The organism is Agrobacterium sp. P15N1-A (assembly GCF_044626815.1).
Classification (GTDB): domain Bacteria; phylum Pseudomonadota; class Alphaproteobacteria; order Rhizobiales; family Rhizobiaceae; genus Agrobacterium; species Agrobacterium leguminum.
The window spans coordinates 239571-252730 of the sequence record NZ_JBIUPF010000004.1; the positions used below are offsets into that span (position 1 = coordinate 239571).

Genomic DNA, 13160 nt, shown 5'->3' on the forward strand with positions numbered 1-13160 from the left:
ATCCCGCATAAAAAAACCCGCCGGTAACGGCGGGTTTTTTGTTGGCCTCTCGGCCGTCTTATGAAAACAGGCTCAGTGCATCTTCACCGGTGTGCTGAAGCGGCTGGATTCGATGGCCACTGCACCGGGCTTGAAGCTCGCCGAGGTCGCGGAAGCCGACATGTCGTTGCTGAGCATGCGGTTGGCGACAACACGCGGCGCCTTTACCGAGCGTCCGGTCGTACCCTTGTTCTGGTTAAGCGCCCAATCCGAAATCAGATCCTGCGTCAGGCGTCCACCGCCCACCATGGCCTGCTGGGAAACGGCGGCATCCTGCCTGCTCGGGCGCGAACCCTTGGTCGGCATGCCGGCGCTGAGGCCGCCATTGATGGCGGGCTTCAGGTCGAAAGCATCACCGAAGCCAGCCTGCGGTTCGGCCTTGGCCGTTTCGGCGGGTGCGACGGTAACCTTGTGGTTGACGGCGGCCGGGAATGGCGCGGCTGTCGGCATGGCAGCCGACTGGACCTGCGAGCGGGCAGCCTGGCCGCTCTGTTCAAGAGCGGCAACCACCGTCGGCGAAAGCGTATCCTCCTGCGCCTCGGCGAGATCGTCCTCACCTTCAGGGTCGGCATTGGCCGCCGCCAGCAGGGCTTCCGCCACGGCCGGCCGATTGGCGGGAACCGGAACAGAGGCAAGTTCACCGCTCGCAGCCGGTGTCGCACCATCTGCGGAAGCCGTCAGGATCGATCCTTCCGCATCACCTCTCATGCCACGCGGCCCGAGAAGTGTAGGCACCGGCACGGATACTTCAGCCAGATCGGCAAATTGCTGGCGCTCGGCCGGCGCGGAAGCCGGGGTTGGCGTGGTCGCTGCCTGCAGGGCATCCTGTGCGGCATTGCGGGCCGGCGAATAAAGCGCGGTCGCAAGGCCTGTATTGGCCGGAGGCTGGTTACCGAAGGCGGGACGAGCCGTCGGCAGCGGCGCATCGTTCACGCCGGGAAGCGCCTGTGCCGAAGCAACTGCAATGGTGGGTTCAGGCTCGGGAGCCGCCTGCTGCGGCGCCGCCGGACGGGCGACGGCCGGGCGTTCCGCGGGCTCCGGCGCTGCGATGCTATCGGGATCTTCATCCTCGTCACCGCCACCGCCAAAGAGCGCCTGCAACAGGGTCTTGCGCTTGCCGCCGCCAGATGAGGCAGGGCCGGCACCGGCACTGGAAGCAACCTGAATGGAGGAGGAGCTGACGCGCTTCTTGTAATCGGCAAGCGCCTGCTCATAACCGGGAAGCGGCTTGCCGTCGGAAGGAAGATGCAGCGTATTGCCGTTCGGGAAGATGCGGACGAGTTCCTGACGGCTCATGCGCGGCCAGGCGCGAACGCCGCCGACATCCATGTGCACGAAGGGAGAGCCCGACGTCGGATAGAAACCGACGCCACCGATCTGCATCTGCATACCGATTTCACGAAGGCGGGCAAGCTTCACCCCGGGGATATAAAAATCCATGGCCTTACCGAGCATGTGCTGGCTTTTTTCCGCGACACCCTTGGTGCGCGTCCGCAGCAGACCGTTGGTCTCCGGCGAGCGGAAGGCCGAAACGACGTTGATATAGTCGGTCGCGCCGCTGCGGCGATAAACTTCCCAGACGAGATCGAAAAGGCGCGGGTCCATGCGTGTCGGCTGGTTACGACGCCAGTCGCGCAGGAACCGGTTCAGTTCCTGCAGACCTTTCTGGTCATATTTTCCATTGCGCTTGAAGGTGATGACCGCCTTCTCGCGTGTATGGATATAATACAGTTTGAGGCTGCGCGTCTCGGCGGCGGCTTCCGTCGCCGAAACACCTACGAAAGGCATTGCGGCGAGCATCAGGCAGGCAAAGGTGACAGCGCGTGCCGACAGCTTCGTGCATATATCCTTGATCAAGCCGCGCGCGATCTTGGTCGAAAGCGCGTTATTCCGATGCAGATATGGCAATTCGATCCCCGCCTGGAAGACAATTTCTGTCACATTGCCTCAAATGAACGTCAAATACGGTGACACGATGGCAAAATTGCCACACACATACAACCTTCCTCTACATAGTGAATCAGCCACTAACAAGAGGTTTATAGACGGTAAGCGGATATCCTTGCTCAGAAGTTAACGAATTTACGATCTGCCTTCGAATACGGGGTTTGTGCGTTCAGGCTGCATCTCGAAGGGGATCGTCGGGATCGATGCCATAATCCTTCAGCTTTCGGTAAAGAGTCGAACGGCCGATACCGAGCTTTCTGGCGACCTGACTCATCTGCCCGCGATAGAAGCGCAGGGCGAAGCGGATGAGCTCCTCCTCGATCTCGGCCAGTTTGCGGATATTGCCCGACTCGTCCATGCTGGATATCAGGTTTCCGCCCCGGTAGATGGTGGTGGAAATATCCGACGGTTCCTCGATCACAGCGTGGTTTTCAGCGGCCGGCGGCGGGGCCGGCGAATAGGCCGCAAGCTTCAGCGACGCCCCGGACGGCGAGCGAATGACATCGTCCGCATCGTCGCCGGTCGAAAATTCCGGCAACTGAAGCGCGATCTGCGGAAAATCGGAATCCGACAGTTCCTCGCCCTGGGAGAGCACCACGGCGCGGAAGACGGCGTTTTCGAGCTGGCGGATATTACCGGGCCAATCATAGGCCGTCAGCAGCGCCAGCGCGCTGGCGTTGAGGCCGACGGGATTGGGCAATTTCTGTTCCGCCGAAAAGCGCTCGGCGAAAACCCGCGCCAGATGGGGAATATCTTCCTTGCGGCGACGCAGCGCCGGAATGGTGATCGGGAAGACGTTGAGGCGATAATAAAGGTCTTCGCGGAAGCGGCCTTCCTTCACCTCTTCGATAAGGTTCTTGTTGGTGGCGGAAATCAGCCGCACATTCACCTTCTGCACCCGTGCGGAGCCGACGGTTTCGATTTCGCCCTGCTGGACCGCGCGGAGCAGCTTCACCTGCACGTCCAGCGGCAGATCGCCGATTTCATCGAGGAACAGCGTGCCGCCATCCGCCTCCATGAATTTGCCGACATGTTTTTCCGTCGCGCCTGTGAAGGCTCCCTTTTCGTGGCCGAAGAGAATGCTTTCCACGAGATTGTGGGGAATGGCGCCGCAATTGACGGTGATGAACGGCTTGCTCGCCCTGTCGCCGGCCGACTGGATGGCGCGGGCGACCATTTCCTTGCCCACACCGGATTCGCCTTCCAGCACCACGGGAATGCTGGACTGGGCGGCGCGCTGCGCGAGTTCAATGACCCTCAGCATTGCAGGGCTTGCGGAAACGATATCGGTAAAATTCACTGCATTGCTCCGTCCGCGCCGGCCCGTGCGGGCCTTTGCCTCTCTCCTGTCGAGCTTGAGCGCATTGGAGATGGCAGCGCCGATCCTTTCCGGCGAAACCGGCTTGACGACAAAGTCGAAAGCGCCGGCGCGCATGGCCTGCACAACGGTATCGATGCCGCCCTGCCCCGTCTGGACAATGACGGGAACATCGGTGCCGAGTTCGCCGATAGCTTTGAGAAAGGTAAGCCCGTCCATTTCAGGCATCATGAGGTCGAGGACGATGACATTGATCTCGCCGCTATATTGCTTGAGCAGTTCCAGCCCCGCCTTGCCGTTTTCGGCGAGCAAGGCGAGATGCCCATAACGTTCCACCGCATTTTTGAGCAGGCGGCGCTGGACGGGATCATCGTCTATCACGAGAACATGCGCGGTCATTTTTAGCTCCGGTTTCCGGTTTATGGACCTGCTTCATGCGGTCCCTTATTCCGCACTCTGGCATGGGAGACTTGAACATCCAGTTTTGAGAATTGCTTGCATTTTATCCATTGCCGCGAGAAACAAGGTCCCCATATGCTTCGCACGCATAATCAGAAGGACACGTTCGATGACCCTCAACCGCCCTACCCCGCAACCCGTCTTCTCCCTTGCCGAAACCGCCGGTCCGGCGCTTGGCGACCTGCCGGGCTGGAAGCTCTCGGACCTCTATCCGTCGGGCGATTCGCCGGAATACAAGGGCGATCTTGAGAAGGCCGCGTCAATGGCGGCGGCTTTCGAGAAGAAATGGAAGGGCAAGCTTGAAGCTGCTGCGAAGGCAACGGGCGAAAACGGCATCGGCGCTGCGCTCAAGAAATATGAAGCGCTGGACGATCTCATCGGCCGCATCGGCTCCTTTGCCGGGCTCACTTATTTTTCCGATACGTCGAACCCGGCAAACGGCAAGCTCTACGGCGATGCCCAGGCGAAGCTGACGGATATTTCCTCCCACCTCCTGTTCTTCACCCTTGAGCTCAACCGCATCGATGACGCCACGATGGACGCCTCCATGGCGAATGACGCCGCGGCGGGTCACTACCGCCCTTGGCTGGTGGATTTGCGCAAGGACAAGCCGCACCAGCTCGACGACCAGCTGGAGCAGCTGTTCCTCGAAAAATCGATGACCAGCGCGGCGGCCTTCAACCGCCTGTTCGACGAGACGATGGCCGATCTGCGTTTCGACATTGACGGCGCGAGCCTGCCGCTGGAAGTGACGCTCAACATGCTGCAGGAGCCGGAACCGGAAACCCGAAAGAAAGCGGCTCAGGCGCTGAGCGCCACCTTCAAGGACAATCTGCGGGTCTTCACGCTCATCACCAACACGCTCGCCAAGGACAAGGATATTTCCGACCGCTGGCGCAAATTCGAGGATATTGCCGATAGCCGTCATCTCGCCAACCGCGTCGAGCGCGAGGTGGTCGATGCCTTGGCGGCGGCGGTCAAGAAGGCCTATCCGCGCCTCTCGCATCGTTATTACGCCATGAAGGCGAAATGGCTCGGCATGGAGCAGATGAATTATTGGGACCGTAACGCGCCGCTTCCCGATACATCGAACACGATCATTCCCTGGGACGAGGCAAAGGATACCGTGCTTTCCGCCTATGGCAATTTCGCCCCCGAGATGGCCGATATTGCCCGCCGTTTCTTCGATGAAGAATGGATCGACGCGCCGGCCCGCCCCGGCAAGGCGCCGGGCGCCTTCGCGCATCCGACCGTTCCCTCGGCCCATCCGTATGTGCTGGTCAACTATCTCGGCAAACCGCGTGACGTGATGACGCTTGCCCACGAACTCGGCCACGGCGTTCATCAGGTTCTGGCCGGCGAACAGGGCGCCTTGATGTGCGCGACGCCGCTGACGCTTGCCGAGACCGCCTCCGTCTTCGGGGAAATGCTTACCTTCCGCAAGCTGCTCGACGACACGAAAGATATCCGGGAACGCAAGGCCATGCTCGCCCGCAAGGTCGAGGACATGATCAACACGGTCGTGCGCCAGATCGCTTTTTATGAATTCGAGCGCAAACTGCACACCGCCCGCAAACAGGGCGAACTGACCTCCGAGCAGATCGGCGACTTGTGGCTGTCCGTTCAGGCCGAGAGCCTGGGTCCGGCAATCCGGATTTCCGAAGGCTACGAGACATGGTGGACCTACATCCCCCATTTCATTCACTCGCCCTTTTATGTTTATGCCTATGCCTTCGGCGACTGCCTGGTGAACTCGCTCTATGCGGTTTACCAGAAGGCAGAGACCGGTTTTCAGGAGAAATATTTCGAGCTTCTGAAGGCGGGCGGCACCAAGCATCATTCGGAGCTTCTGAAACCCTTCGGCCTCGATGCGACCGATCCCTCCTTCTGGGACAAGGGGCTTTCGATGATCGAGGGGCTGATCGACGAGCTGGAAGCGCTGGATAACAAACAGGCTTAATCTCTTCCACCGGCAGGGCTATCCTATTTCGGACAAGCTTTGCCGGTTGATATTGCCGGCAGAAGACACCGGCAACAATTCAGGCGACGAGCACAGGCAATGAAACGCAAACCCGCCGATCTGACCTTGAGGGAAACCCTGCGCTGGGAGCCGCAGACCGGCTTTCAGCGCATCGACCAGCATATGCGCCGATTGCTGCGCTCCGCCGACGCGCTCGGTTTTCGCGCGCCGGTCAATGCGGTTCAGGTACTGGAAAAGAAGGTGGGCGGCGAAAAGCCGCTCTGCGTCAGGCTGGTGATGAACTACAAGGGCGAACTCGATATCGAAACCGCCGACTTCCAGCCCTTGCGGCAGGATGCCGTCTGGCGGGTTCGCATCGCCCGGCAAACCACGCTTGACTCCTCCGATACCTTCTATCGCCACAAGTCCTCACGCCGCGAGCCCTATGATGCCGCGCGGGCCGAGTTTTCAGCCGGGGAAGCCGACGAGGTGCTGCTGCTCAACGAGCGCGGCGAGTTGTGCGAGGGATCGTCGACCAGCATTTTCGTCGAAATGCCGGATGGGCAATTGCTGACGCCGCCGCTCGACAGCGGCATTCTGCCGGGTGTGCTGCGCGCCGATCTGATCCGCGAACGCAGGGCACGCGGACAGGCGCTGAAACCGGAAGACATTGCCGGTCGGAAACTCTTCGTCGGCAATTCGCTGCATGGGTTGATTGCGGCGGAACTCGTCTAAACAGTCACCGCCAGAAGCCGGTCGCGGCCTTTTTCCTTGGCCGCATAAAGGGCCTGATCGGCCCGCATGAAAACATCGTCGGCGCTTTCTGGCGCGCGATAGACCGTCAGCCCGGCCGAGCAGCTATAGGAAAAATCCGGGAACTCGGAGAGCGGCCTCGAAAGACGTACCTTCTGCAGCAGTCGTTCGACGATCTCCCGGCCCTCGGCCACCGTGCTGCGCGGCAGGATGAGCATGAATTCCTCGCCGCCGATCCTGCCGAAACAATCCACCCGCCGGATGACGGAATGGGCGATGCCGACGAAATCGCGAAGCACCGCATCCCCGCATTTATGACCGAAACGATCGTTGATCTGCTTGAAGAAATCGATATCGAGCGTGCACAGGCAAAAGGGCGCCTCAAGCTCCCTGGCAACCCGTTCCACCTGCAAAGCCAGCTTGGCGAAGACGAAACGGCGATTTGCCGTTCCCGTCAATTCATCCGTCTGCGAGGCGCGGACTGCCAGATCCCGGTCCTGCCGCAGCGTTCTGTAACTCTGGCGCAATTCGGTGACGTCGCTTGCAACGCACAGCATCCAGCCATCCTGCTGCACCGTTTCCGTCATCCAGAACCAGCGGCCGTCATGCATATCCATCTCAAAGGCGCGGTAAGGCAGCTTGCCGCGCCGGGACTGCGCCGACAGCAGCCATCCCTCGAAATCATTGTTGCGGACGACGACACCGGTGCGCAACCGGTGGTTCAGCCGCATGATATCCGCCCAGGTCGGGAAATCGCCGGCGGCGAGCTGAAAGCTTTCCCGAAACGACGGATTGGCATGGCGCAACCGGTCCTCGGAATCGTAAAGAGCAATAAGAACGGGGGTGGTACTCTGAAGCGCTGCGACACGCTCGATAAGATTATTCAACAGGCAACTCCCCCGTGATGGCGAAAATTCCCCCGTCGTCATCCGGCCAAAGCCCCCAAGCCTTTGGACATACAGAGGAAAAGAAGAACTTAATTATAAACGCACTCTCTAAAATGCGAAGAGGCAGAATGCGGTGGAAAGGGTGCGCGCGACCGTCGCGCCATCGCTATCGTCATATGTCCGTCATCCACCTGCCCTTTATTGTGGCACGCTTTTGTGATCTAGCTTACTTATTGGCTGAAAAAGGAAAATTGACGAATGACGGACGCAAACCACCCGATTTACGGCGATATTGACGGCCCCATCATCATGATCGGCTTCGGCTCCATCGGGCGCGGTACTCTTCCGTTGATCGAACGTCATTTCAATTTCGACAGGACCCGGCTCGTCGTCATCGACCCGCGCGAAGACATCGCCGCCTTTCTGGCCGAGAGGAACATCCGCCATATCCAGACGCATCTGACCAAGGAAAATTACCGCGAGATTCTCAAGCCGCTCCTCAAGGGCGTGCAAGGGCAGGGCTTCTGCGTCAATCTTTCGGTCGATGCGGCCTCCGTCGATCTGATGCGGATCTGTCGCAAGCATGGCATGCTTTACATCGACACCGTCGTCGAACCCTGGCCCGGTTTTTATTTCGACGCCGATGCCGACAATGCGGCCCGAACCAACTATTCGCTGCGCGAGACCATGTTGAAGGAAAGGGCGCGAAAGCCCGGCGGCACGACGGCGGTTTCCACCTGCGGCGCCAATCCGGGCATGGTGTCCTGGTTCGTGAAACAGGCACTCGTCAATCTCGCCAAGGATACCGGCCTCGACATCGAGGAGCCGCAGCCACATGACCGGGAGGGCTGGGCAAACTTGATGAAGCGGCTTGGCGTCAAGGGCGTGCATGTGGCCGAGCGCGATACCCAACGGGCGAAAGAGCCGAAACCCTTCGGCGCTTTCTGGAACACATGGTCGGTCGAAGGTTTTATCGCGGAAGGTTTTCAGCCTGCCGAACTCGGCTGGGGAACGCATGAAAACTGGATGCCGAAAAACGCGAAAAAGCAGAAAAAGGGAAGCAAGGCGGCGATCTATCTCGACCAGCCCGGCGCCAATACGCGGGTGCGCACCTGGTGCCCGGGGCTCGGGCCGCAATATGGGTTTCTTGTCACCCATAATGAAGCGATTTCGATTTCTGACTATTTCACTGTCCGAAACGATGATGGCGATGTGACCTATCGGCCCACCTGCCATTATGCCTATCACCCCTGCAACGACGCCATCTTGTCCCTGCATGAGCTGTTCGGCAATGGCGGTAACCCGCAGCCGATCCAGCATGTGCTTGGCGAAGACGAACTTGTCGACGGCGCCGACGAGCTGGGTGTCCTGCTCTACGGTCATGATAAGAACGCCTATTGGTTTGGTTCGCGGCTCACCCTGCAGGAGGCGCGTTCGCTTGCCCCCAGCCAGAATGCGACCGGATTGCAGGTCAGCTCCGCTGTGCTCGCGGGCATGGTCTGGGCGATTGAGAATCCGCAGGCCGGCATCGTCGAGGCGGATGAAATGGATTACCGCCGTTGCCTCGAGGTGCAGCGCCCCTATCTCGGACCCGTCGAGGGACATTACACCGACTGGAAGCCGACCGATGGCCGCCCCGGCCTGTTTCCCGACAATATCGATACGTCCGATCCCTGGCAGTTTCGCAACATCCTCGTGCGCTGACGGGACGGAGTCTCATATTTGTCACGCCGGGGCTTTCCTGCACGACATCAGGAACCGGGGAGAGCGAACAACGTTGCCTTGAAATAAGCAACGCTTCGCGGCATGGTCGAAGCACAAAAGGTTTCATCGAATCGCAGGAGAACAGGCTCATGAACTTCAAGACAAGCGCTGCTTTGCTTTCAGCCGCCATCGCGGTGTCTTCATGCGTCGCGCCGGGTCCCTCCCAGCAGACCTCGATGGCGCCTTCGCTTGCCCGCGGCCCGGCCGTCGACGGTCGCTGGATCGACCGCAACGGCATCGTATCGACATTCCAGAACGGCGCCTTCTCCACCCGTTCCACCGATACCAACACGCTTCTGGCCTCCGGCACCTATGTGACGATTTCACCGACGCTTTACGAAATCAACATGACCTCGCTGGTGCGCAACACGCAGTCGCGCGTCAACTGCGCCCTCGTCTCCCCGTCACAATTGAACTGCACGACAGACACGAACAGTCAGTTCTCGCTGACGCGCCAAGGCTGATAACGTCACCTTTTCAAGGGGATGATCTTCTGGAACGCACGCCTCAGGCGTGCGTTTTTGTTTATTGTGCGCCTGTCATAATTTCGCTTGCGGCGATTGCCGCTAAATGGAAACATCGTGCTTTGAAAGACTGACATGATTTCAGATTAGAAAATGAGCACGGCCGGAGGATGATCGACCCGCCCGGGCTTCCGCTTTGAACAGGAGAGAGGGACCATGAAGAAAATTTTGGGACTGGGCATGCTGAGCGTTTCGGCGATAACGCTTTCCGCCGGAGCGGCTCTGGCCGATTACGAGCTCAACATTCTTCACATCAACGATTTCCACTCCCGTATCGAATCGATCAACAAGTTCGACTCGACCTGCTCGGCGGAAGAAGAAGGCAAAAACGAGTGCTTCGGCGGCGCCGCCCGTCTTCTGACCGCAATCAATCAGACCCGTGATGCCCTGAAGGCTGAAGACAAGAACGTTCTGCTGCTCAATGCCGGCGACAATTTCCAGGGATCGCTGTTCTACACCACCTACAAGGGCACGGTGGAAGCGGAAGTGCTGAACGCCATGAAGTTCGACGCCATGACCGTCGGCAATCATGAGTTCGACGACAGCGAAGACGGGCTTGCCGGCTTCCTCGACAAGGTGCAGTTCCCCGTCGTGACCGCCAATGTGGTGGCCACCGCTGCCTCGAAAATCGGCGACCGCGTCAAGCCGTCCATCGTGCTTGAAGTCGGCGGACAGAAAATCGGTATCGTCGGCGCGGTCGCGAACGATACGGCGGAACTGGCAACGCCCGGTCCCAATATCACCATCGCCGAAGATGTCGCGAAAATCAGCGAGCAGGTGCAGAAGCTGAAGCAGGACGGCGTCGACAAGATCATTGCGCTGACCCATGTCGGCTATCCGCGCGATCTCGAATTCATCGCCAAAATCCCTGACGTCGACGTCGTGGTCGGCGGCCACACACATACGCTGCTTTCCAACACCGACCAGAAGGCCGAAGGCCCCTATCCGACCCTCGTCGACAATCCCGGCGGCTACAAGGTTCCGGTCGTTCAGGCCGGGCAGTACAGCAAATATCTGGGCGACCTCAAAGTGGTCTTCGACGACAATGGCGTGGTCAAGGAAAGCAAGGGCGATCCCATCCTGATCGACTCCTCTTTCAAACCGGATGAAGCCACGCTGAAACGCATCGATGAGCTGAAGGCGCCGATCGAGGCTCTGAAATCGAAGGTCGTCGGCTCGTCGGAAGGCCCGATCGAGGGAGACCGCAAGGTTTGCCGCGTGAAGGAATGCTCCATGGGCAATCTGGTGGCCGATGCGACACTGGCGCGCGTCAAGGATCAGGGCGTGACCATCGCTTTCGCCAATAGCGGCGGCCTGCGTTCCTCCATCGATGCCGGCGATGTCTCAATGGGTGAAGTGCTGACGGTTCTGCCGTTCCAGAACACCGTCGCGACCTTCCAGCTGAAGGGCGAGGATATTCGCGCCGCCCTCGAAAACGGCGTCAGCCAGATCGACGACGGCGCAGGTCGTTTCATGCAGGTCTCCGGCCTGAAATATTCCTTCGACCGCTCGAAGCCGGCCGGCGGCCGTGTCGTTTCGGTCGAGGTCAAGGAAGGCGACGCCTTCGTGCCTGTCGATCCCGCCAAGACCTATATTGTCGCGGCCAATAATTACGTTCGTACCGGCGGCGACGGCTTCAAGGTCTTTGCGACCAAGGCCATCAACGCCTATGACTTCGGCCCCAACCTCGAGGAAGCCGTTGCGGCCTATATCACCGCCAACAGCCCCTATAAGCCCTACACGGATGGCCGCATCAGCGAAGTGACGCCTGCCGGTTATGTCGCTCCTGCAAAGCCTGCGGCACCCGCGCCGGCCGCAACCGCACCTGCGCCGGCCGCCGCACCGGCCCCTGCTCCCGCAGCACCTGCTGCCACAGCACCGGCCGCCACGGCTCCGGCCACGACGACGCCTGCCGCAGCCGCTGCTGCCGCCAGCAAATATGTCGTTGAAAAGGGCGACTCTCTCTGGAAGATCGCAGCAGAGAAATATGGCGACGGCGCTCTCTGGAGCAGGATTGCCAAGGCAAACACGCTGAAGCATCCGAACCACATCGAGATTGGCGAGGAGCTGGAACTGCCGGCTCAATAAGCCGGACGGGAGCAGACAGGGCAATTTGCCGCAGACAGGAAGCCGGCCTTCGGAGATCGGGGCCGGCTTCTTATTTTCCTTTTGAAAACAAATCCTTACAGATCAAATTTTGGCAAAGGGCATCCTGCGGCTCCCTCCGCCCCGGAAATAGCCTCCGCCGGTGGTTTAATCCTGAAAAATTTCGTCTAGAACACGTGAACAAATTGACGGCACGAGCGTATAGCTCGGGCATTGCCGGCCCAACCCCGTCGCGGTTTGCGTTCGGCGCGCATAAACAGAAGATGGAGCGTTTCCGCCCTTGTCCGAAACGGAACCGCTCCTCACACAACCAGTCCGAGTTTCAGGGTGTCATTCATGGCGACAGAACTATCCGCACTCCCCGCAAACCATCCCCGCACGGCATTTGGCAAGGTCGGCGTCCTGCTCGTCAACCTCGGCACGCCTGACGGTACGGACTATTGGCCGATGCGCCGTTATCTGGCGGAATTCTTGAGCGACAAGCGGGTAATCGAATGGTCGCGTCTCTACTGGTATCCGATCCTTTACGGCATTGTCCTCAACAAGCGCCCGCAGAAAGTCGGTAAGGCCTATGAGGAAATCTGGAACCACGAGCGCAATGAAAGCTATCTGCGCACCTATACTCGCAGCCAGGGCGAACTGCTGGCGGAAGCGCTGAAGGACCTGCCCAATGTCGCTGTCGACTGGGGCATGCGTTACGGCCAGCCCTCCATCGCCTCGAAGATCGACGCGCTGAAGGAACAGGGTTGCGAAAAAATCCTGCTTTTCCCGCTTTACCCGCAATATGCCGCATCGACCACGGCAACCGTGAACGACAAGGCTTTCGAGCATCTGATGAAGCTGCGCTGGCAGCCCGCCATCCGCACCGTACCGCCCTATCACGACGATCCGGCCTATATTGAGGCGCTCGCCGCCTCCGTCAAAAACCATCTGGCGACGCTGGACTGGGAACCGGAGATGCTGATCACCTCTTTCCACGGCATTCCGCAATCCTATTTCAAAAAGGGCGATCCCTATTATTGCCACTGCCAGAAAACCGCCCGTCTGCTGCACGAGGCGCTGGGACGGACAGGGAAAAATTTCATGATCACCTTCCAGTCCCGTTTCGGGCCGGAAGAATGGTTGCAGCCCTATACCGACAAGACCGTGGAAAAGCTGGCGTTGGAAGGCATCAAGCGCATCGCCGTGATGAATCCCGGCTTCGTCTCGGATTGTCTTGAGACACTGGAAGAAATCGCCGGTGAAGCGGGCGAGATTTTCCTGCATAATGGCGGAGAGAAATTTACCCATATTCCCTGCCTGAACGACAGCGCCGAGGGCATGAATGTTCTCGAAAAGGTTGTGCGGCGGGAGTTGCAAGGATGGGTGTAATCTTGCCATAACGATGCCGGGGTAAAACCCGG

At 59.5% G+C, this 13160-nt stretch carries 9 protein-coding genes; 6 read left to right on the plus strand and 3 right to left on the minus strand.

The annotated features are described in order from the left end of the window. Positions 1–72 precede the first annotated feature (72 nt). Both ACIK7D_RS16210 and ACIK7D_RS16215 read right to left on the minus strand, forming a co-directional pair. Entirely contained in the window at positions 73–1980 is a 1908-nt protein-coding gene (locus ACIK7D_RS16210; protein WP_400156793.1) for a DUF882 domain-containing protein, read from the minus strand. 175 nt (positions 1981–2155) lie between these two features. Continuing rightward, positions 2156–3703, minus strand: a complete 1548-nt coding sequence (locus ACIK7D_RS16215; RefSeq protein ID WP_137453627.1) for a sigma-54 dependent transcriptional regulator — start codon at positions 3701–3703, stop codon at positions 2156–2158. A gap of 169 nt (positions 3704–3872) precedes the next feature. Here ACIK7D_RS16215 and ACIK7D_RS16220 point away from each other — a divergent pair, with 169 nt between their 5' ends. Both ACIK7D_RS16220 and ACIK7D_RS16225 read left to right on the plus strand, forming a co-directional pair. Further along, positions 3873–5723 (plus strand): M3 family oligoendopeptidase, encoded by a 1851-nt coding sequence (locus tag ACIK7D_RS16220; protein WP_400156794.1) that lies wholly within the window; start codon positions 3873–3875, stop codon positions 5721–5723. A 99-nt stretch (positions 5724–5822) separates the two neighbouring features. Then, positions 5823–6458, plus strand: a complete 636-nt coding sequence (locus ACIK7D_RS16225) for an aminotransferase class IV family protein (RefSeq protein ID WP_269313227.1) — start codon at positions 5823–5825, stop codon at positions 6456–6458. On the opposite strand, the gene ACIK7D_RS16230 is transcribed toward ACIK7D_RS16225, so the two are convergent. Continuing rightward, positions 6455–7363, minus strand: coding sequence for a diguanylate cyclase domain-containing protein (locus ACIK7D_RS16230; RefSeq protein ID WP_400156795.1), 909 nt, complete (start codon positions 7361–7363; stop codon positions 6455–6457). The genes ACIK7D_RS16225 and ACIK7D_RS16230 overlap by 4 nt on opposite strands. A gap of 258 nt (positions 7364–7621) precedes the next feature. On the opposite strand from ACIK7D_RS16230, the gene ACIK7D_RS16235 reads away from it, so the two are divergent. From ACIK7D_RS16235 to hemH, 4 genes are all read left to right on the plus strand, one after another. Further along, a complete protein-coding gene (locus tag ACIK7D_RS16235) occupies positions 7622–9067 on the plus strand; it encodes a homospermidine synthase (RefSeq protein WP_400156796.1) in 1446 nt (481 codons plus the stop codon). 149 nt (positions 9068–9216) lie between these two features. Next, positions 9217–9591, plus strand: coding sequence for an outer membrane lipoprotein Omp10 (omp10, locus tag ACIK7D_RS16240; protein ID WP_003497694.1), 375 nt, complete (start codon positions 9217–9219; stop codon positions 9589–9591). A gap of 216 nt (positions 9592–9807) precedes the next feature. Next, the gene (locus tag ACIK7D_RS16245) at positions 9808–11739 is read left to right on the plus strand and encodes a 5'-nucleotidase C-terminal domain-containing protein (protein WP_400156797.1); all 1932 of its coding nucleotides are present in this window, start codon (positions 9808–9810) and stop codon (positions 11737–11739) included. A 354-nt stretch (positions 11740–12093) separates the two neighbouring features. Next, positions 12094–13128: a ferrochelatase gene (hemH, locus tag ACIK7D_RS16250; protein ID WP_400156798.1), complete on the plus strand. Its 1035-nt coding sequence runs from the start codon at positions 12094–12096 to the stop codon at positions 13126–13128. Positions 13129–13160: the final 32 nt, after the last annotated feature.

Excerpts from the sequence above, each read along its gene's own strand:
- ACIK7D_RS16215 (WP_137453627.1), bottom strand. The coding sequence starts at position 3,703 with ATGACCGCGCATGTTCTCGTGATAGACGATGATCCCGTCCAGCGCCGC.
- ACIK7D_RS16220 (WP_400156794.1), top strand. The coding sequence starts at position 3,873 with ATGACCCTCAACCGCCCTACCCCGCAACCCGTCTTCTCCCTTGCCGAA.
- ACIK7D_RS16225 (WP_269313227.1), top strand. The coding sequence starts at position 5,823 with ATGAAACGCAAACCCGCCGATCTGACCTTGAGGGAAACCCTGCGCTGG.
- ACIK7D_RS16235 (WP_400156796.1), top strand. The coding sequence starts at position 7,622 with ATGACGGACGCAAACCACCCGATTTACGGCGATATTGACGGCCCCATC.
- omp10 (WP_003497694.1), top strand. The coding sequence starts at position 9,217 with ATGAACTTCAAGACAAGCGCTGCTTTGCTTTCAGCCGCCATCGCGGTG.
- ACIK7D_RS16245 (WP_400156797.1), top strand. The coding sequence starts at position 9,808 with ATGAAGAAAATTTTGGGACTGGGCATGCTGAGCGTTTCGGCGATAACG.
- hemH (WP_400156798.1), top strand. The coding sequence starts at position 12,094 with ATGGCGACAGAACTATCCGCACTCCCCGCAAACCATCCCCGCACGGCA.